The following is a 19,271-nucleotide window of genomic DNA, read 5'->3' as shown; positions in this document are numbered from 1 at the left end:
AGGTGTTGCTAGTTTCTGGTTCTAACAGCCAACCCGCTAAATGATATTGGCCCTACAACATCTACTCTTGTATTTGCAGTACGGTTTTCTGCTGTGACGGTGTAAGCATGAGTACCTGCTTTTACATTTCTGTCTTCAGCTTGGAAGGTAACTATATAATTCTGCTCTGACCCCGTAGATTCGATACCTTGCTGTGTGTTGAAAATTTCTGTATTACCGCGGAAGACTCTAAAGCGAATTTGCCCAATGCCTTTGATACCTCTGACACCTACGGATGCCACCAAATCTACCCGATTCGGTTGAGAATTCACTGGAATCCGTATTGGGATCGTTGCTATGCCAGATTTTTGCGGGGAACGTCGAATCGTAAACGATTTGGCCGGGTTGAAGCGACTAAGCGGCTGAACGGCTGCTTTATCAAGAATACGTACCACAATATCAACTCCTCTTTTTTCATGCTCCAATTTATGTAAGAGATAAAGGGAATGATTGGGCACATGTAAGATGATTACAATCCAAATGAAGCGCAAAAAAGCGCCAGTGAAAACACCTGGATAGCTAATGTGTCGCTAGACACCTAGAAACAGGTTTTTTCAACTGGCGCTAATTATCCCTTTTACCAGATCGAGACGCGATCCTCCGGTGCGACAAACATGCCATCCCCAGGCTTAATTCCATAGGTTTCATAGAATTCCGGGAAGTTCACAATCGTGCGGTTGACTCGAACTTTATTGGCTGAATGTACATCGTTCGTGCTTAGGGTCGCTGCAAATTCTTTTGTGGTTGTGGACTTCCACATTTTCGCATTGCTTTCGAAATACGCTTTATAATCCGGATTGCTCATTTCGGATACAACTTGCAGTGAAGCGGCCATTCCGCCTAAATCGGCGACGTTCTCGCTTAGGGTAAGCAGACCGTCGTTCACCACACCCGGGACAATCTCAATTCCGTTATAGAACTTAATCAGTTCCTGGTTTTTCTCTTTGAATTTCTTAAAGTCCTCTTCCGTCCACCAGTTATTTGCATTGCCATTCTCGTCGTACGCCGATCCGTTGTTATCAAATGCATGGCTGATTTCATGGCCGATGATCATGCCAATGGCTCCAAAGTTTTCTTCAGGTTTAGCGTTAATGTCATAGAAAGGCGCTTGGAGAATACCGGCAGGGAACGTAATTTCGTTATTAAGCGCATTGTAGAAAGCATTTACTGTATAAACGCTGGTTCCCCATTCCGTTCGATCCACCGGTTTTCCCAGCTTTGCTTTCAACTTATCAATGGATGCTGTGGTTACTGCCAAGGTATTAGAGAACAGCGAACCGCCTTCGTCGTATGTCTTGATAGCTATTTTGTCTAATGTCGTATCCCACTTATCCGGATATCCGATCTTAACAATCATCGTATCCAGCTTCTTGATCGCTTTAGCTTTTGTTTTTTCTGACATCCAATCAAGCGATTGTATTCTTTTCTCATACGTAGCGATTAATTTCTTTACCATTTGCTCAACATCTTTTTTAGCTTCCGGCGAAAAATGTTTCTCGGCAAACATTTGCTCCAAATATCCGCTCATCGTGCTCTTGGTCATGGATACTGCAATTTCCCTGTCGGTTTTTTTTCCTGAAACGCCGTATCGTGCTGCGGAAAAGTCATTTGCGGCGTCTCTGAATTCATCCGACAACAAACCGCTTGTTGCCATAAGAAGTTGTACTTTGGAGTAAGCTTTAAGCACTTCAATATTGGATTCAGTCAACAACTCCGCGACTTTTTGCGCCAGTTTCACATCGGATACGATTACTTTATCGGTATTGTCGACTTTCATCGATTTCAAGGTCTGTTTCATATCTACTTCTTTAAACAGATCGTCGAATTGTTCAATCGTATACGGATTATAGTATTTATTGACGTCGCCTTGTTCATGAGGTTCAAGCGACACGGAAGCTAAGCTTTTCTCCATTTCATAAACCTTCTCGGCGCGGGCTTTCGCTGCAGACTCTTCTTCGCCCGTCAGCACGAGAACTTTGGTTATATATTGACAATAGGCTTCTTTCGCTTTTGCATTTTCCGTTACAAAGCTGTTTTTGTCCAGACCCGCGGTTAATCCGGTGTAATACAAAGCATTTTCACTGCTCTTCTTGGCATCGCCCATGATTGTAAAGCGGAATAGCATGCTCAGACCTAATTCTTTCTCCATGGCAAGATCTGCTCGAACAAGCTCGTCAAAAGTTTTCGCCCCGTCCATTGCTGTTAAATATTTTTGAATGGGCTGAATCCCTTGTTTATTTCTATTTTCGGTATCCAACGCCGTCGCATAGAAGTCGGCAAGCTTCTGTTCTTTTGTTCCTTCTGCGAATGGTTTGCCGGTCAGCCCATCTATTATTTTCGCTATTTTAGCGTTATTTTGTTTGTGCAGCTCCGGAAATCCGCCACCTATGATTTCTCCTGCCGAAATTGTCGATTTATTTAACCATTGCTTATTGATTGCTTCATAAAAATCGTCATTTAAATGGGAGCCTTCAAGCGCCCACACTCTGGCGATAATGGTCTGGAACTCAGCGATCGTCATATTGTCGTTTACGCCTAATGTGCCGTCAGGATTGCCCGTCAGCACGCCTGCTTTGGCCAGTTTTTCGATATCTCCCTTAGCCCAAGCCGGTACATCGGTGAACTCGACGCCAAATGTCCCGCTGCGCAGATCATTTCCGACAGGCTTCGGCAAGTCGCCGAATGCCCTGCTCAGCATGACTAATGCTTCAATCTTCTTAGCCGGCTCCTTCTCTCGCAATTGTCCATCTTCATAGCCTTGAATAACGGCTTCTTTATTAATTCCGGATGTATAAGCGTCGGCTGCCGTCAACAAGGCATTAACGATCTCTCCTCTTGTCGCTGGCGGCGGCGTTTCATCAGCATATACGGATACGCTGACCGGCAGGACCATTGCAATGGCCATGAGCAGGGATAAACACTTCTTTTTCATCGTCGGGCTCCTCCAAGGTGTATTCTTCTGTATAAAAACAGATAAATGAATAGATTTTTTTCCATTCATATCCTTTCATTATAGCATAGATGAAACATTTCTATTTGAAAATGTTGTAAGGAGCCTGTTCATTTTCTAGGAGCTGTCGCGCCGCGGCAAGCTCGTTTAATCAATGGGGTGAGGCATTACTTTCATCGTGCGGTCGGTTGTGTGCCGATCGGATCGGACCCGCATGTGATGGTGGGAATGTTGTCTATTTTTTGTATAGGTCCCGGTAATATAATGGTGACATACGCGTGTAAACTGGGCGTACCCTGTCATTTACAGTATGTAAATGACAAAAATGATCGAAGGAGAGGGGGAAGAAAGTCCTAAGCATGATCACCGGCCTGTATGCCCGCGGCACTTAACTGTTCATCTGGAACTCCGCAAGGTTTCGATGATGTCAAGGGCCGTTGGGATCAAGCAATAGCATGTGTCTATTCGCTTGTTCGTTATATCAGCCAGATGATCCTGCTGTCGCCAAAATTTTCGGGAATTTGGGGAGTGGAGGAGATTTTTGTTTTGAAACGAAAACGCAGTGTAGGTAAAGCTGTGCTATCTTTCTGCCTAGCAGTTTTGCTTGTCTGGCAGACGGTGATGTTCTCTGCAGCTGCATATGCGGCGAGCGAAGGCGGCTCGCCGAGCGAGGATGAACCGTCGTCGGTAACTGGGGCGGTTTACGGTGCGCCAGACGAACCGCCGCCGGTAACTAAGGCGGTGTACGCTAAGCCGGTCAATTTCGCAGCGATACAGGCAGTCCCGGCGGACAAAACGGCAGTGCTTATGGGAGCTAACTCGCCCTTTCCGCTGGAAGTCCTACAGGACGGGAATGTCTTAAAGAGGGGTGACGCCATTCACGGCAGAAAGCCCTTCTCCCTGAGATCGAACGACATCAAGGTTCCGGTGAAAGGCGACGCCGCCGACCCGAACACGGTGGATGCCAGCACGGTCATTTTGTATGGCGACTGGGTGATGCTGGACAAAGCGACTTATTTTCCGGAAGTGATTCTGCCGACTGCCACCATGACGCTGAAGGAAAAATCGGGCTACACCATTGGAACGGCCTATTTCTCCGAAGCGGGTATCAAGGTGGTATTTAACGGCGAAGAACGATTTTTCAACGGCCAGGGCAGGAACATCACCTTCGGCTTTGAATCCACCGCGAAGGCCGATGTTTCGGGTATAGACTACGGCCGCCAAAAGCCGATTGGCATTTTCGGGGCGGGCTACATGCTCGAAAACCCCAATGTCACGCCTGCGTACAGCATCAACTTGAAGTCCAACAGCAACGCTACCGAAAACGATTGGATTTATACGGCGCATTTGACGGAGGGTACAATCGAGTGGCAGGTGGAAATTGCTGCCAAGGATATGTTTGACCCCACGATCCCGCAGCTGCTGGACGGGCTGAAGCTTTATAACACGCTCGATCCGGTTCAGGTGGGCACCTACGTGGAGGGGTCCCTCAAGGTCAATGGCAGTGCGGCGACACCGGACAGCGGCACCACGAACGCGCTGGCCTACACCTTTCCTGCAGGCTTCGGCGACAAGGCGACCGTCACCTTTAAGACATGGATACCCAAGGCGAAGTATTACCGTGAGTATAACAGCGGTAGTAGTGGGTACGAGACCGTCACCAATACCGCGGAGTTGAGGAACGCGTCGGATAGCAAGCTGCTTTCCTCGAATTCGTGGCGCGTCGCCTTCAAGCCCGACTGGATTCAGAAGAGCGGCACATTGGACAAGCGGTCGAGTTCCGCAGACCCGCGTACCATTACATGGACGATTGATGTCAACAAGAACTACAGCAAGCAGGGGCTGAAAAACTTCACCATCACCGATGCCCTGCCGGCCGGACTTACCTGGAGATCAGCCGCATGGCAGTCGTGGGACAGTGCCAAGAAGGACTGGTCAGCTACAGCAACGCCGATTACCCCCGACGCGAACAGTGTGTATTCTTTCGGTGAGGTCAACGGCCCGGTCCGGCTGGTCATTGTGTCCGAAGTTACGGGCAATACAACCGGCTTCACCAACACGGCCACCACCCAGTGGAAGCTGGATGTCAATACTGTGCAAGACAATGACCAAGCTACTGTGAGGGATGCTGCCGCTATCACCATTGGCGCCCATACCCTGACAAAGACCACAAGTACCGGTGATACTCTTGGTCTGGGCATATTGCCGTGGAAGGTTACCCTTACACCTCAGGAGGCCCTTCCGGACGGTGCGGTGTACGATCTGCTGGTGTATGGGGATGCGAGCTCCATCGACTTCACCAAGGTTACTGTCAGCCCGGAGATTGACGCTGGAATCCTGGATCAGTTAAAGGGGAGCAACGGGCCGAGATACTTCCAGCGGTTTCAGTCCGGTTCCTTTCAGTCGAGTGACGGCTTAACGCATCAGGTATACACACTTTCACAGGATGGGAAGCCTGTCGCCGACTTGCTTCGAGTCACCGGATACAATAGCAATGCGCCCGCTTCCTTCACATTTAACTCCCTGATGACGAAGTGGCAGCACTTCGCGGGCAATGGCTCCACAACTCAATATAATCAGGCGTCTCTGTTTGAAGGTACAAAGCGGACACGTGATTCAAGTCAGCCTTATCATCAGGTTAACAGCGGTGTGCTGGCCAAAGAGATGCTCTATGCGTCAAAGCCGGCGGGAACATCCGTTAACCCTGGATATGTCAACCACTACATCCGAGATGACGCTAACGAAGCATATACACTGGCAGCCTATGATCAGGTGACTAAAACGGTGACCTTCCGGCTGTCGGTCAATATGAACGGCCTGAAGACCGAGGCGATGGCAAAGGATGGCGGCAATCACGTTGCCAGCGACATTAAACTCGTCGATACTCTACCCGTGGGCTGGGAGTTTGTGCCCTATTCGGAGGGGCAGGCTTTTGCGATTTACAAGGGAACCCGGGCAGATTATGGAGCGACTGTTAGCGCAACAACGCTTATTTCCGACCCAAGTGATCTCGTGAGCTTCTCCGCCGCGGGGAACATAGGTACTTTTTCCTTTACCAAGCTGGAAAGTCCCTATGTCGTTCTGGTCAAGGCAAGACCTACCGAGGCGACGCTGCGTCAATATTTTGAAACCGGCAAAGCAAAGCATGAGATGACGAACACTGCCGAGATGAAAATCACATGGGGGGATGAGCCTAGTACAGTCGCAGCCGCCCGCAAGGTCATCGTCCCGATGCAGTCGCTGGGCAAATCGGTGACGAAGCCGAACCCCGGCGTGCTGGAGTGGACGGTGAATTACACCCCGCCCTTCGAGGTGAAGGACGGCGTCTATCTGCAGGATACCCTTGGCCAAGGGCTGGCGCTGCGCAAGGACGAAAGCGGGAAACTCTCGCTGCGACGCCCTGACATGGCGGTGTACCGTGCCAAGCTGACCCCCAGCGGCCAGCTGACGAGGGACGGCGATGCGCTGAACCTGTACGACCCGAACAGCGCGGTCAAGGTGGAAACCGTCACAGAAGGCGGCGCGACCCGGCTGATTTTCCGGATAGCAAATCCGAACCAGCTCTATCAGATCGTGTATCAGACCGAGGTCACCGAAGTGCCCAGCGGCGGGAAGGTCGGCAACGAGATCAAGCTGATGGGCGATGACACCCTGAAGAACATCGGTGCCAAAAGCGAACACGCGGTCGACAACAGTGACGTGGGCGGTAGCGCAGACACCCAAGGCAAGCTGGATCTGGTCAAGGTCGACCCCAAAGGCAAGCCGCTCGGCGGCGTAATATTCACGCTGTATGAGCCCGACGGCATAACAGAGGTCACCAGCGGAACTACAGGTTCAGACGGCAAGCTTAGCCTGTTTGCCAAAGCCGGGCTTTACGTGCTCAAGCAAACGTATATCGACCCGATCACCTATCTGCCGACCACAACGGTTTATCAGGTGCGTGTGGCGTCTACTCCCTGGAATCCCATCTGGGTAGACGGGGTGGAGGTGACCAGCGCCAAGCCGCTCGTTGTGCCAACCCCAGTGTGGGAGACAGGCCATCTGAAGCTGGCCACGGCGATAGAGGGGAAAGCGGCGGACCCCAACAAGGAATTTGAATATACGATTACCTTCAGCAACGGCAAGTCCTATGCCTATTCTGGCGCAATAAGCGGCACCGTGTCCAGCGGCGGAACCATTAAGCTGAAGGGCGGCCAGGCCATCACCATCAAGGATATCCCGGACGGCATCACCTACACCATCGTCCAGAAGGGGTACACAGACGAGGGCTACGCCACAAATCCGGCGGATCTGAAGCGTACCGGCAGCATCGTGGCGAAGGAAACGGTCGAAGCGAAGTTCGTCAACGGTAAGTACCTCCCCGGCAAGCTGACGATCGGTCAGACGGTCGCGGGCAATGGTGCGGACAAGAATAAGGCGTTCGAGTTCACCGTCACCTTCGAAGGCGCGGGTGCAGGCAAGACGTATACGTACACGACATCGGGCGGCACGACGGGAACCATCGGGTCCGGCGGCAAGATCTCCCTCAAGCATGGGGAAACCGCCGTCATCGATGGGATTCCCAAGGATACAACCTACACCGTCACCGAGACCGATTATACAGCCGACGGCTACACGACGACTTGGCCGGACTGGCGAACGAACGGCACCATTGCCGAGGAGGGCGACCATAAAGAGGAGGTCGTCAACACGCGGATGGTGTACGGCGGCCTGCTGATCGGGCAGACGGTGGAAGGCAGCGGGGCGGACAAGAATAAAGAATTTAAGTTTACTGTCCAATTCCCGGACGCTGCTGCAGGTGATCCGTACGCCTACACGAAATCGGACGGCACGACGGGAACGATCAGATCCGGCGAGACGATCATCCTCAAGCATGGGCAGACCGTCGCTATTGAAGGCATTCCGAGCGGTGTTCGCTATATCGTCACCCAGACCGATTATTCGGGCGAGGGTTACACCACCGACCCGGTGACTCGGACGCATAGCGGTACGATCATAGCGAAGCAGATTGCCGAAGCCCGATTCGTCAATGCGAAGCATCTGTCTGGCAAGCTGACGCTGACGGCGGATCCCGCGGTCGTTCCCGGCAATGGTACGACGCCTTCACAGTTGACGGCAACGTTGACCGATTATGAAGGCAAGCCGGTTGCGAACCAAGATGTCGTCTTCATCCTGCCGGATCAATCGGAAGTAACGGCCAAGACCGATGCGCAAGGAAAAGCGGTCATCCCTTATACACCGCCAAAGCTGGGCACCACAACGCCTGAGGATCATCACATCACAGCTAAGGTGAACAGCCTGACGGAAGGGAAATTGACTGCCACCACGACGGTAACCGCCGTTCCGGCGGCAATCATCGGGGTGCTCCGCGACAACACAACGGGCGAAGTGATTCCGAATGCGACCGTTGTCATCACCAACGAGGCGAATGGCGAGAAGCACACGATCACGACCGATGCGGCTGGCGCGTACTTCCTCCCTGTAGCGTATGGTGGCGACTACACGATCAGCTTCACGAAAAAGATCAAAATGAACGGTGTTGACGAGTCGATCACTTTCACGCAAAAAGCGGAAGTTGACAGCAACGTGAAGGGCGGCGAGCTGGTTCCGGCGCACATTACGGCTGTAGGCGTCGTGCTCCTGAAGCAGCCCAAAGGGCAGTCTTCGCTGCTGAACAGCACGCTCGCCGGCAAGGCGCGCATTTATTTGCGGGATGCGAGCGGCAAATATATTGTGGATCAGAACGGCGCTCCGAAAGCATTCAGCTTGCAACCGAACGGCGCATTCGCTGTGAATGGTTTATCTGCGGCGTACTACAAAATGGAAGTGCGTTACGAAGTTGAGCCGGGCAGAGAACTGACGCTCATTCGGGATGCGGGGCTGGACGTGAAGGCGAATGGGGAATTGAACATTTCTCAGCAGCTCGTCGACCCGTATGGCATCATTACGGATGCAAAGACCGGCGCAACGATCGAAGGCGCCGAAGTGACGCTGTATTATGCCGATACGCCGAAGAACAAGGCAAATGGCATCGTGCCAGGCACGAAAGTGACGTTGCCTATGATTCCGGGCTTTGCGCCGAACGATAACGCCAGCCCAAGTCAGAACAGCGACGTAAACGGCGCATATGCGTATATGGTGTTCCCGAACACGGATTACTATCTGATTGTAACGAAAGCCGGGTACGAGACGTATACGAGCCCAACTATCTCGGTCGGAAGCGACATCGTACGTCACGATGTACAGTTGAAACCGGTAAGTTCCGGCGGCGATGGCGGAGGAACTGAACCCGTCAAGCCCAAGCCCGGCGAAGGCAATAGCGGAACCGACAACGGCGACGGTGGATCCGATAACGTCGACAATAGACCCGCCAATGGCAACAAGGAACCTGGTAACGTCGACAACGGAACCCGCGACGGCAACAAGGGACCTGGCAACGTCGACAATGGAACCCGCGAAGGCAACAAGGGACCCGGCAACGTCGACAACGGAACCCGCGACGGCAACAAGGAACCCGACAACGCCGACAACGGAACCCGCGAAGGCAACAAGGGACCCGGCAACGTCGACAACGGAACCCGTGAAGGCAACAAGGGACCCAGCAACGCCGACAACGGAACCCGCGAAGGCAACAAGGAACCGGGCAACGTAGACAACGGAACCCGCGAAGGCAACAAGGGACCCGGCAACGTCGACAACGAGCTGGACGATGTTCCGAAAACAGGGGATAGCAGCGTATCGCCAATCTTCTATATGGCTTTGGCGCTGATGTCCTTGATTACGATCGGACTCTGTCTGCTCGACAGAAAGAAGAAAAAGCACATCCAGTAACCGGAAAGGCGGTAAGAAAATGAGCAAAATCAAAAAAATTCTTATCGCCGTTTCCTTCCTTCTGTTGGTGTTTTCTCTTGCCGCTGTTGCGAGAACTCTCCTGCGGGATTATGCCGAGCGACAGAAAATGGAAGATATCGCAAAGATTCGGGAGGAAGAGTCGGACAAAGGCGGAGGGGAGGTAATCCCCTCCGCTTTGATTACGAAGGCGCATGAGCCGGTCATGCTTCCCGAATTTCGAGAGCTTTACGAGAGAAACCCGGACATCGTCGGTTGGCTGAAGATTGACGATACCCGAATTAATTACCCGATAATGCAGAACCCACAGGATGCGGAGTACTATCTCAATCATGATTTCGATAAAAACGAAAACAAAAGTGGCCTCCCCTTTTTGGACGCGCACAGCCGGATTAACGGTTCGGATATTTTGCTGATTCACGGACATCACATGAAAAGCGGCTGGATGTTTGCAGATTTGCTGAAGTACAAGAAAGAAAGCTTCTATAAAGAGCATGCTAAGTTCCAGTTCAGTACGCTTTACGAAAAGGAAGAGTATGAGATTGTCGCCGTTATTGAGTCAGAAGTTTATCGCAAATCAGACGACGTTTTTAAATACTACCAGATTGAGAAGGTAAGTACGCCCGCCGAGTTCGATTCGTATGTTCAGAATATCAAAAAACTCGCTCTTTACGACACGGGCGTGACAGCCCGGTATGGCGACAAGCTTATTGTACTGTCTACGTGTGAATACTCGACCGAAAACGGTCGGTTAGCGGTGGTCGCCCGAAAGCGTAAATGACGATATTGAAATACGGAGTCAAGCTGCTTCATATCACGTTCTCCCTTGGAGGACGTGATTTTTTTTGAATAGGTTTAATGTGGCGCGATTCACGATCGCGTAAGCCATAAGAGTTCTGGCGATCTGAAACCTAGCGAGGCATGCGCATTCCAGGGCGGCAAGTTGCAGACGGGCACACCGTTTCATAAAATAGGTAGTTAATAGAATGGAGTTGAAACAATGGCACAAGAAGTAATCTCTTTGGTGTGCGGGACATGCGGCAGTTTATCGGAGCCAGTCAAGATGGAGAGTGAGTTTTTTGATATCGTTGGTTTCGAAAATGATGTTATGGAATGGTCAGATTACGAAAACGATGTTCCTCCGCTAGATGCCCCCCATTGGGTACGGTCAGATCGCCCGCCTGTGCAAGGTCAGGTTAGAACGGTGAAAGTATGTCATCCGTTCCATATGAAGGCAGGAGAACCCTTTTGGATGTTGTACACTCCGATATCTTCCAGTCTCAATGGGTGGGATTCTCATCCGGAAGAGATTGAGCATTCCTCTTTTGTCCAGTGTTCCATCGAATGTGTGCTTGAACGGAATGATTTAAAAGCGTGGTTGCGAGTTAAGGTCTTAGAGGTATGGATGATTAAAGATTTTAATAATCGTTTTCCGGCCCGAAATGGGAGCAGCGGGTATTTGGATGATTTTGAGATGTTTGGGAACCCATACATATACCATTACCGGAAATGGCTATTTATCAGTGCAGGCGCGCAGGGGGATCTTGGCGTATGGGGACTCGTAAAACAAATGGATAGTCAGTACCATATGCTAGTATATGGAGATTGGGGCTTTCATAAAAACAATGCTTTTGGAGGCAACATCCTGTTACCTAAGCATCAACTGGAGGAATGGATCAGGCAGGCGATGCAAAATAATCGCTACGAGAAGGTAGAGTGACAAGGGAGGGCAATATGTTGTTTTGGAAGAAAGAAACGCAGCTTGATCGAATAAAAAACAAACTCGAAAAGGCCATGCGCAAAGATACGGATTTTTTGGTGTTTGGAGCATCCTCACACAAATACAGGGTTTATGAAAAGCTTACAGCCAAAGAGCTTGCGGACTGGCAAGCAAAAAATCAAGTCACACTCCCGGAGCCTTATACGAAGTTTTTAACGCAAGTCGGAAATGGAGGTGCCGGGCCGTATTACGGGATTTATTCGATTGAAAAGGCCACTTCCTATACCGAAAGAAATGCACTCACTGCAAAATGTGTTCTGCACCCTAGAATGACAAAAGAGGAATGGAACCATCTAACCGAACCCTTGATCAATGATGAGGACATCTCCGACTCGGAATACGACGCCGCCTATAATATGGTGATGGGCGGCATGTTGTGCATTGGCACACAAGGCTGCGAATACGATATGTATCTCGTGCTTGAAGGAGAACACAGAGGGAAAATCGTTTATACTTCAGGTTTTTATCCCGATCATCCCTTTTTCTTTGTCTATGAAGACAATTTTCTGGACTGGTATGAGCGCTGGTTGGATGAAATTATTCTGGATTATGATATCGCGTGGTTTGGCAGCAAAATGCCGGGCGATGAAAATGCGTTGATCCAGGTTTATCAAAACGCCCCAAACGAAGAAATCAAATCAAAAGCGCTTGATGGAATGTTCAAGTTTAAGAAAATCTCGCAGCCAACCATTGATTTTTTAAAAAACGTTGCCGATCAAGGACAAAACGATCGCATCACAGCCATTCGGCTAATCTGCAAAACCTCTGTTGACGCGGGAAGAGACTATCTTTTGGAGCTGCTGCATTCGGATAGAAATGAGGATTTATTACACGCTTTACAGATTCTGAACTGGTATGGGAAATCTGTTGATTTATCGGAATTTATAAAAGTGATAGTGCAAAGTCTCGACAGGGTTCACGACCCGGAAACGTTACGTCATGTGGGGTATGTTTTGGAATCTTCCGGCGCAATTACACTCCAAAACTTTGCGCCCTTTTTGTGCCACGCCGACTCGAATATACAAACCGCCGCAATCTATGCCACACGCAGTTGCAATGACAAATCGGACAGTTGGGAGATCATTGAGCAGATGTTAATGGGTGGCAACAAGGAGGTTGTGAAAAACTCTATTTTATTTTGGGGCATTATCCCCCATGAGAAGTTATTGCCTTATTATAAGGCTGCGTGGCCGGAGTATAAAAGCAATAATAATTTTAGGGAAAAATTTATAGATTGTTTGAAACAATTAAATTTGCCGGATGATTATTTTGATAAAGAATAAAAAGCAAGTAACAAACCTGAAACAGTCCAATTAAATTCGAAATAACTTCATGAACGGAGGGGAGAGACTTGCTTAAGTGGGATAGCGATGTATGGAGAAAGCTGACAGGTCCGTACGGAACTGCCGAGAACGTACCTGTGTTATTGCAGCAGCTCATGGGGCAATATAGCCAGGAGATTTTTGACGAACTTTTTCAGGAGCATTTGTTCCATCAAAATACGATCTATACGGCTACATATGCGGCGATGCCGTTTTTGGCACAAATCGCCTGTTCTACATCGGATGCGGAAGTGCGCAAGGAGCTGTTTATCAATTGCGGTATAATCGAGGCAAGCCGTAATGGGCGCGATGAGGCGCCATTTCCAGAATCTTGGGCGGAACTGGCCGATGATGCAGGCAGCTCCGTTTGTACCGAATTGTATCGTGAATATATAGAAGCTATTGGCAAGCTCAAGGCGCTTACAAAGGAAGTATTCGCCTATACAGTTCACAATTCCATCGAGGAGACGGAGAAACGTTATATTCTTGTGGCGGACGCTGCTTATCGAGGTTCATATAACGTTGCCAACATGCTGATGACGTTTATTCACGGGGATGAGTATGTGGCCGTGTGTCCGGCCTGCGAGGAAGATGTATTCGTATGGCCTAATGAAGATAATACAGAAATCCTTCAAGCCTACGAACATGATCCCGTCTTTCACACTGGCCAGGAATCACATGTCATCGTTCCGGCAACGTTATTTGAGGATGAAGAAATACGAACATTAATGGAGCGGGTGGAAGCGATCGGAGAGCAATCATTGGCCGGGCATCTGCATTATTTAGCGGGGGAAACATCATGTCCGTCCTGCCGTGAGAAAATTTCTATATGGCCGTCTTTACTTAGCACATTTACGATGTAGAGCTGCAAGCTAAGAGGGGAAGAAACTAGGAGCTGTCACTTCACGCCGCGACAAGCTCCTTCTTTATTTGTCGGTTGGAAAAATTAACACTCGCTCTTCACCGTGATGGCTGGCGCTTCAGCTCTCTTGAAGTAAGGCAGTAGTGAAATCAAGCCCAGGATCGCCAGAACGAAACCTACCCATAACGGAGAACGGAGCCCGTATCCAGCGTCGATGGCCAACCCTCCGATGGAAGAGCCGGCGACGACGCCGAGGCTGATAACGGACCCGTGAACGGTTGTAACCAGCGTGCCGGTCCCTGCAACGCGGGTGATGCGGGTCGACATCGCGGGATTCAGGGTCACTCCCGTTAGTCCGATCAGAATGACGGCAATGACAGAAACGTACGGACTGTGGGCATAGATTCCGAACATCAGTAGCGCGGCAGTCAAGAGCATCAATCCTATGGTTAGGGTTGGCATCATATAGCGATCGGCAAGTCTACCGGTCACCAGGTTTCCTGCCACGGTCGCGATGCCGTATATCCCTAACAGAAGCGGAATCGTCGCCGTGTCGAAGCCGGAGAGGTCGGTCAAGATAGGCGCAAAATAACTGAATGCGGCAAACGTCGGGCCGATAATGAGAAGGCTTGTCGCATAGGCAGCCCATAGATTTGGATTTTTGAAACTCGCTAGCTCACTGCGCAAACTAACGGACTCCGGCTTGGACGCGGCGGGGATCACTTTCATGCCCAAAAGTCCGGACAGCAAAACCAGTACGACAACTGCCCAAAAACTGGAGCGCCATCCGAAGTATTGGTTGAAGAGCATCGCCGCGGGCAAGCCGAGTGCGGTAGCCACCATTAACCCGCCAAGGACGATGGATGCGGCACGACCTCGATACTGAGGACTGACGAGGTCAAAGCAAATGCCAAGCGAAACGCCGAAGCAAGCAGCGGAGGAAACGCCGGTAATGATCCGGGCAACCATCATCATCTCGTATCCGATGGCTAACGCGCCAAGTGTCTGACCGAAGAGGAATAGGGCCGAAATCCATAAGAAAGCCCGCTTCTTCGACACGTTGGACAAACCAATCGCTAACAAAGGACCCCCCACAATCATTCCCGCAGCATAAGCGGATATAAGGTAGCCGATGGAAGCAATAGATACGTCAAATTCCTTCGATAACGAAGTCATGATTCCGGCCACCGTGAATTCGGCAGTGGTCATGGAAAAGATCATCATTCCCAGTACGTAAATAGCAAACGGCATACAAGTAACCTCCAGTTTTCAAACAAATTGTAATGGTTAGTACAAAATTAGCCATAAAAAAGCGCAACGCTAGAACAAGACTTCCAACGTTGCTTTGGCCATCTGAACGGCCCTTTCACGATTCTGAGCAGCGGCATTGAGTACCCGGAGTCCATAATAATTGCTTAGAAAAAGGTGGGCTAAATCCGAAGCCTGATGTGTCTGCGAGATTTCTCCCGACATCTGTCCTGTCTCAATCGCCTGTTGCAGAGCCTGCTCCAGCAAATCCACGTGACGCTTAAATAGGCGTTCGACCGCCGGATCTCTTTGTGCGCGCTCCATGGCAGCATTGATCAATAGACAGCCTCTTCGATTCTCGTTTGAAAAGTCCTCTTGGATCGCCCAATCGAGCAAAGCACGAAGCCGGTCTTTTACAGGTCCTTGCCGGTTAAGGATCTCAATCTGGGCCTGGATGCCGGTCTCATGGTAACGCAAGAGGGCTTGTTCATAAAGCTCGTGCTTGCTTCCGTAGGCATTGTATAAGCTTCCTCTTCCAAGACCGGTTTGTTTGCACAGATCCTCTGTCGAGCAAGCTTCGTAGCCATTTGCCCAGAATGATTCCATAGCCGCGTCGATCACGGCAGTATCTTTAAATTCTCGTGGTCTTCCGCTTTTACTCACTTCACCCCACTCCCTTCTTGCACGCTCTAATAAAAACATCATAATAATTTTGTACTGACCTGTCAAATATAAGCTTGGAGCGGATACTGTTCGATTACGTGCAAGTTTAGCTTGACAAGATATACTGTTTTATGCAAAGTTACAGGTGTCAAAAGGCTAAACGAACGCGAGAAGCGAGAAAGGTGAACCTTATGAAAGCGAACCGGATGGAAGCGTTCAGCGATGGCGTGTTGGCGATTATCATTACAATCATGGTGCTGGAATTCAAATTGCCGGAAGGCCATGATTGGTATGCGCTAATCGGACTTGGCCCGAAAATTCTCAGCTACATCTTCAGTTTCGTATATATCGGCATTTACTGGAATAATCATCATCACCTGCTGCACATGGTTCGAACGGTGCACGGGCGGTTGATGTGGCTTAACCTGCTGCTTCTTTTCTGGCTATCCCTTATACCGTTCACGACGGCTTGGATGGGGGAAAGCCATTTTGCACCTACTCCAACGGCGCTGTACGGCATTATTCTACTACTATCGGCGCTCTCGTACCGGCTGCTTCAGCTCGCGATTATTAAACAGCATTCCGGCGATTCCTCCTTCGTCGTATCGATGGGCAAGGATTGGAAGGTCAAATTATCTCCTTTTCTCTATTTGATCGCGGTATTCACCGCCTATGTGAGTCCTTGGATATCGTGCTTCTTTTTCGTACTCGTTGCCGTCATCTGGTTCGTGCCGGATAAGCGAATCGAGCATGCTCTGAGAGGCCAGTAAGCGAGAGGAGTCCGGGAATTGGTTCCGTAGAACTTACCAATAGAAAGGTTGGAAGCATAGATGGGTATGCACGAAATTGAAGGCGCCGTCGATGGCGTTGTTCTTGTATTGGATGAAAGTCCTCTCAGCGCGGCTTTGGATATGCGCTCCATTTACGATTCCCTGGCTCGTTTTGTAGGAAGATGGGACGCTTCGTTTCAACATTTTCACGTTCTCGCGCCTTTAGTGAAGCACAGGTATACCTATGCGTTTCCGGTAACGGAGCACCCCGAGTACGAGCGGCATCAGGCGTACTTTGACGGGCTGAGAAAACAAAAGTCTCTGCTGCGTCATCCCGACCGCGAGTGGGACTGGGAGACCAATCGTGAAGTAGGCACCTACTGCCATCCGATGGAAGCTTGGGGAGGGCAATATTTGGACCAAATACCGGAGCATCTGCGGAATGTCGGCATGATCTATTTTGATGCGGGCAGCGGGCTTTGGCAGATGTTCGTGGACGCTGGCAAATTGACCGGCAAAGACGCGGAACCGCCTCGGGATATTCCTTTGGAGGAGATCATCAGCATGACGCTGTCGGAAGCGCGCAAGCAGAATGAGAAGTTTCTGATCAGCATCTGGTATCCTCTCATGGCTGCCTATGTGATCTTGAATGCGATGGATAAGGTCTGGCAAACGGAGAGCGGCATGCCGCAGGACGGCTACAGCGCCCAGACGGTAATGGCCAATCCGCATTTTCAAGCGATACGGAGCCTGATCATTGAAACTCGCGCTTATGAATATAACAACGATTACGGTCTCACCCGATTACCGGCCGAAGAGGATTTTGAGAAAGGGTTCCAAATACTGGACGACAGTCTGGCGGAACAGGGATGGGGGCAGTTTCTCGACTGGTGGTATGAACCGCTCAAGAACCATTATGCGGAAAAAGGGAATCAGGCGTAGCGATGCATCCCAAATCAGCATGGAGATCGGCGCCCGAAACAGCAAACCAAAGCCATGACCCTGGCAATCAGCGGGGGTAAGGCTTTGGTTTTTTGTGTATTCCTAGGGTTTTATGGGAGATTTCTCACTTCTTAACTGCAATCACTTGAATTTTCCGGCTTTTAAATAGCAGGCAACTATCATATAATAGTAGATATATTAATCTTGATTTAAGAATGACAGGTTATAATTGATCCAGAAAAGGGTGTGACTAGGTCGCGCCCTAGCTTGCTGTGTAGCCTAAAGCAAGAGTGCCACATCTTTTCTTCAAATAATAGCGCGTAAGGACGGTTAAAATGAGTAACAGACAAACCAAAACAGACGTTATCTTAATTGGTGCTGGAATCATGAGTGCGACTTTAGGAACGCTGCTGAAGGAATTAGTACCGGACTGGAACATTACAGTTTTTGAGAAGCTCGCAACCGCAGGAGAGGAAAGCTCTAACGAATGGAATAATGCGGGAACGGGGCATGCTGCACTGTGCGAGCTTAACTACACCGTCGAAAAACAGGACGGATCGATAGATATTAGCAAAGCCATCAAAATTAACGAAGAGTATCAGGTTTCCAAGCAGTTTTGGTCTTATCTTGTAAAAAGCAATCTGATTCGCAATCCGCAGGACTTTATCATGCCCTTGCCTCATTTGAGTTTGGTACAAGGGGAAGAAAATGTAACGTTCTTGAAAAAACGTTTTGAAGCGCTGTCAGACAATCCTCTGTTCCAAGGCATGGAATTTTCCGATGACCCGGGCAAGCTGATGGAATGGATTCCGCTGATTATGCAAGGCCGGACCACGAATGAACCTATGGCGGCCACAAGAATCGAATCCGGAACGGATGTCAACTTTGGTGCTTTAACGCGTATGCTGTTTGATCACTTAAAGAGCAAGAACGTCGATATCAAATTCAAGCATAGTGTAGATGATATTAAACGTGCCAGCGACGGCTCGTGGGAATTGAAAGTGCGCAATGTCGATAACGGTACCGTCGAACGCCATACGGCGAAATTCGTCTTTATCGGCGGCGGTGGAGGCAGCTTGCCTTTGCTGCAAAAATCGGGTATTCCCGAAGGGAAACATATTGGAGGATTCCCGGTAAGCGGACTGTTTATGGTATGTAACAATCCGGATGTTGTGGAGCAGCATCATGCCAAAGTATACGGTAAGGCTAAGGTTGGCGCTCCTCCGATGTCTGTTCCGCATCTTGACACCAGATTTATCGACAACAAAAAATCATTGCTCTTTGGACCGTTTGCCGGCTTCTCGCCCAAGTTTTTGAAAACCGGCTCCATGTTTGATTTGATAGGTTCCGTAAAGCCGAATAATGTCTTCACGATGTTGGCGGCAGGTGCCAAAAACGTTCCATTGACGAAATACCTGATCCAGCAAGTGATGTTATCGAAAGAACAGCGCATGGAAGAGTTACGTGAGTTTATCCCGAACGCCAAAAGCGAGGATTGGGATATCGTGGTCGCGGGCCAACGTGTGCAAGTTATTAAAGATACGGCTGCCGGTAAAGGAACGCTTCAATTCGGTACGGAAGTGATTAGTGCCGCCGATGGCTCGATCGCTGCACTGCTCGGCGCTTCTCCGGGCGCTTCGACTGCTGTTTCCGTTATGCTTGAGTTAGTAAAGCGATGCTTCCCGCAGCAATTAAAAGCGTGGGAACCGAAAATCAAAGAAATGATTCCTTCTTATGGCGTGTCTTTATTGAAACACCCGGAGCTTATCGAAGAAATTCATACTTCAACAGGGCGGACACTTGGTTTAACCAACGAACTGCAGCCCGCATAGACGATATAAACGAT

Annotated in this window: 12 protein-coding genes; 8 read left to right on the top strand and 4 right to left on the bottom strand. The window is 49.9% G+C overall.

What is annotated here, in order from left to right:
- Window positions 1-8: 8 nt before the first annotated feature.
- Window positions 9-434, bottom strand: a complete 426-nt coding sequence (locus tag QMG93_RS19205; protein ID WP_281939238.1) for an exosporium protein C — start codon at window positions 432-434, stop codon at window positions 9-11.
- 182 nt (window positions 435-616) lie between these two features.
- On the bottom strand, window positions 617-2,971 hold the full coding sequence (locus tag QMG93_RS19200; RefSeq protein ID WP_281939237.1) for a M13-type metalloendopeptidase: 2,355 nt from the start codon (window positions 2,969-2,971) through the stop codon (window positions 617-619).
- Between the two features lie 393 nt (window positions 2,972-3,364).
- Between QMG93_RS19200 and QMG93_RS19195 the strand changes: the two genes are divergently transcribed.
- The 5 genes from QMG93_RS19195 (at window position 3,365) to QMG93_RS19175 (ending at window position 13,803) form a co-directional block, all read left to right on the top strand.
- The gene (locus QMG93_RS19195) at window positions 3,365-9,820 is read left to right on the top strand and encodes a carboxypeptidase regulatory-like domain-containing protein (RefSeq protein WP_281939236.1); all 6,456 of its coding nucleotides are present in this window, start codon (window positions 3,365-3,367) and stop codon (window positions 9,818-9,820) included.
- A gap of 19 nt (window positions 9,821-9,839) precedes the next feature.
- Window positions 9,840-10,619, top strand: a complete 780-nt coding sequence (srtB, locus tag QMG93_RS19190; RefSeq protein ID WP_281939235.1) for a class B sortase — start codon at window positions 9,840-9,842, stop codon at window positions 10,617-10,619.
- 219 nt (window positions 10,620-10,838) lie between these two features.
- Window positions 10,839-11,558 (top strand): hypothetical protein, encoded by a 720-nt coding sequence (locus QMG93_RS19185; protein ID WP_281939233.1) that lies wholly within the window; start codon window positions 10,839-10,841, stop codon window positions 11,556-11,558.
- Window positions 11,559-11,572: 14 nt separating this feature from the next.
- Complete coding sequence (locus tag QMG93_RS19180; RefSeq protein WP_281939231.1) at window positions 11,573-12,901, top strand: SMI1/KNR4 family protein; 1,329 nt, start codon at window positions 11,573-11,575, stop codon at window positions 12,899-12,901.
- Window positions 12,902-12,969: 68 nt separating this feature from the next.
- Window positions 12,970-13,803 (top strand): hypothetical protein, encoded by an 834-nt coding sequence (locus QMG93_RS19175; protein ID WP_281939229.1) that lies wholly within the window; start codon window positions 12,970-12,972, stop codon window positions 13,801-13,803.
- An 83-nt stretch (window positions 13,804-13,886) separates the two neighbouring features.
- On the opposite strand, the gene QMG93_RS19170 is transcribed toward QMG93_RS19175, so the two are convergent.
- Together QMG93_RS19170 and QMG93_RS19165 are read right to left on the bottom strand one after the other, a co-directional pair.
- Window positions 13,887-15,053, bottom strand: coding sequence for an MFS transporter (locus QMG93_RS19170; RefSeq protein WP_281939227.1), 1,167 nt, complete (start codon window positions 15,051-15,053; stop codon window positions 13,887-13,889).
- Window positions 15,054-15,122: 69 nt separating this feature from the next.
- The gene (locus tag QMG93_RS19165) at window positions 15,123-15,713 is read right to left on the bottom strand and encodes a TetR/AcrR family transcriptional regulator (RefSeq protein WP_281939225.1); all 591 of its coding nucleotides are present in this window, start codon (window positions 15,711-15,713) and stop codon (window positions 15,123-15,125) included.
- A gap of 191 nt (window positions 15,714-15,904) precedes the next feature.
- Between QMG93_RS19165 and QMG93_RS19160 the strand changes: the two genes are divergently transcribed.
- From QMG93_RS19160 to QMG93_RS19150, 3 genes are all read left to right on the top strand, one after another.
- Window positions 15,905-16,483: a TMEM175 family protein gene (locus QMG93_RS19160; RefSeq protein WP_281939340.1), complete on the top strand. Its 579-nt coding sequence runs from the start codon at window positions 15,905-15,907 to the stop codon at window positions 16,481-16,483.
- A 60-nt stretch (window positions 16,484-16,543) separates the two neighbouring features.
- Window positions 16,544-17,425: a hypothetical protein gene (locus QMG93_RS19155; RefSeq protein ID WP_281939223.1), complete on the top strand. Its 882-nt coding sequence runs from the start codon at window positions 16,544-16,546 to the stop codon at window positions 17,423-17,425.
- Window positions 17,426-17,760: 335 nt separating this feature from the next.
- Window positions 17,761-19,257 carry a malate:quinone oxidoreductase gene (locus QMG93_RS19150; RefSeq protein ID WP_281939222.1) on the top strand — a complete coding sequence of 499 codons (1,497 nt, stop codon included), beginning with the start codon at window positions 17,761-17,763 and terminating at the stop codon, window positions 19,255-19,257.
- The last annotated feature ends 14 nt before the right edge of the window (window positions 19,258-19,271 follow it).

It is taken from the genome of Paenibacillus tyrphae, assembly GCF_027925525.1.
In the GTDB taxonomy this organism is placed as follows: Bacteria; Bacillota; Bacilli; order Paenibacillales; family NBRC-103111; genus Paenibacillus_G; species Paenibacillus_G tyrfis_B.
This window is presented reverse-complemented; position numbering and strand designations above follow the sequence as displayed.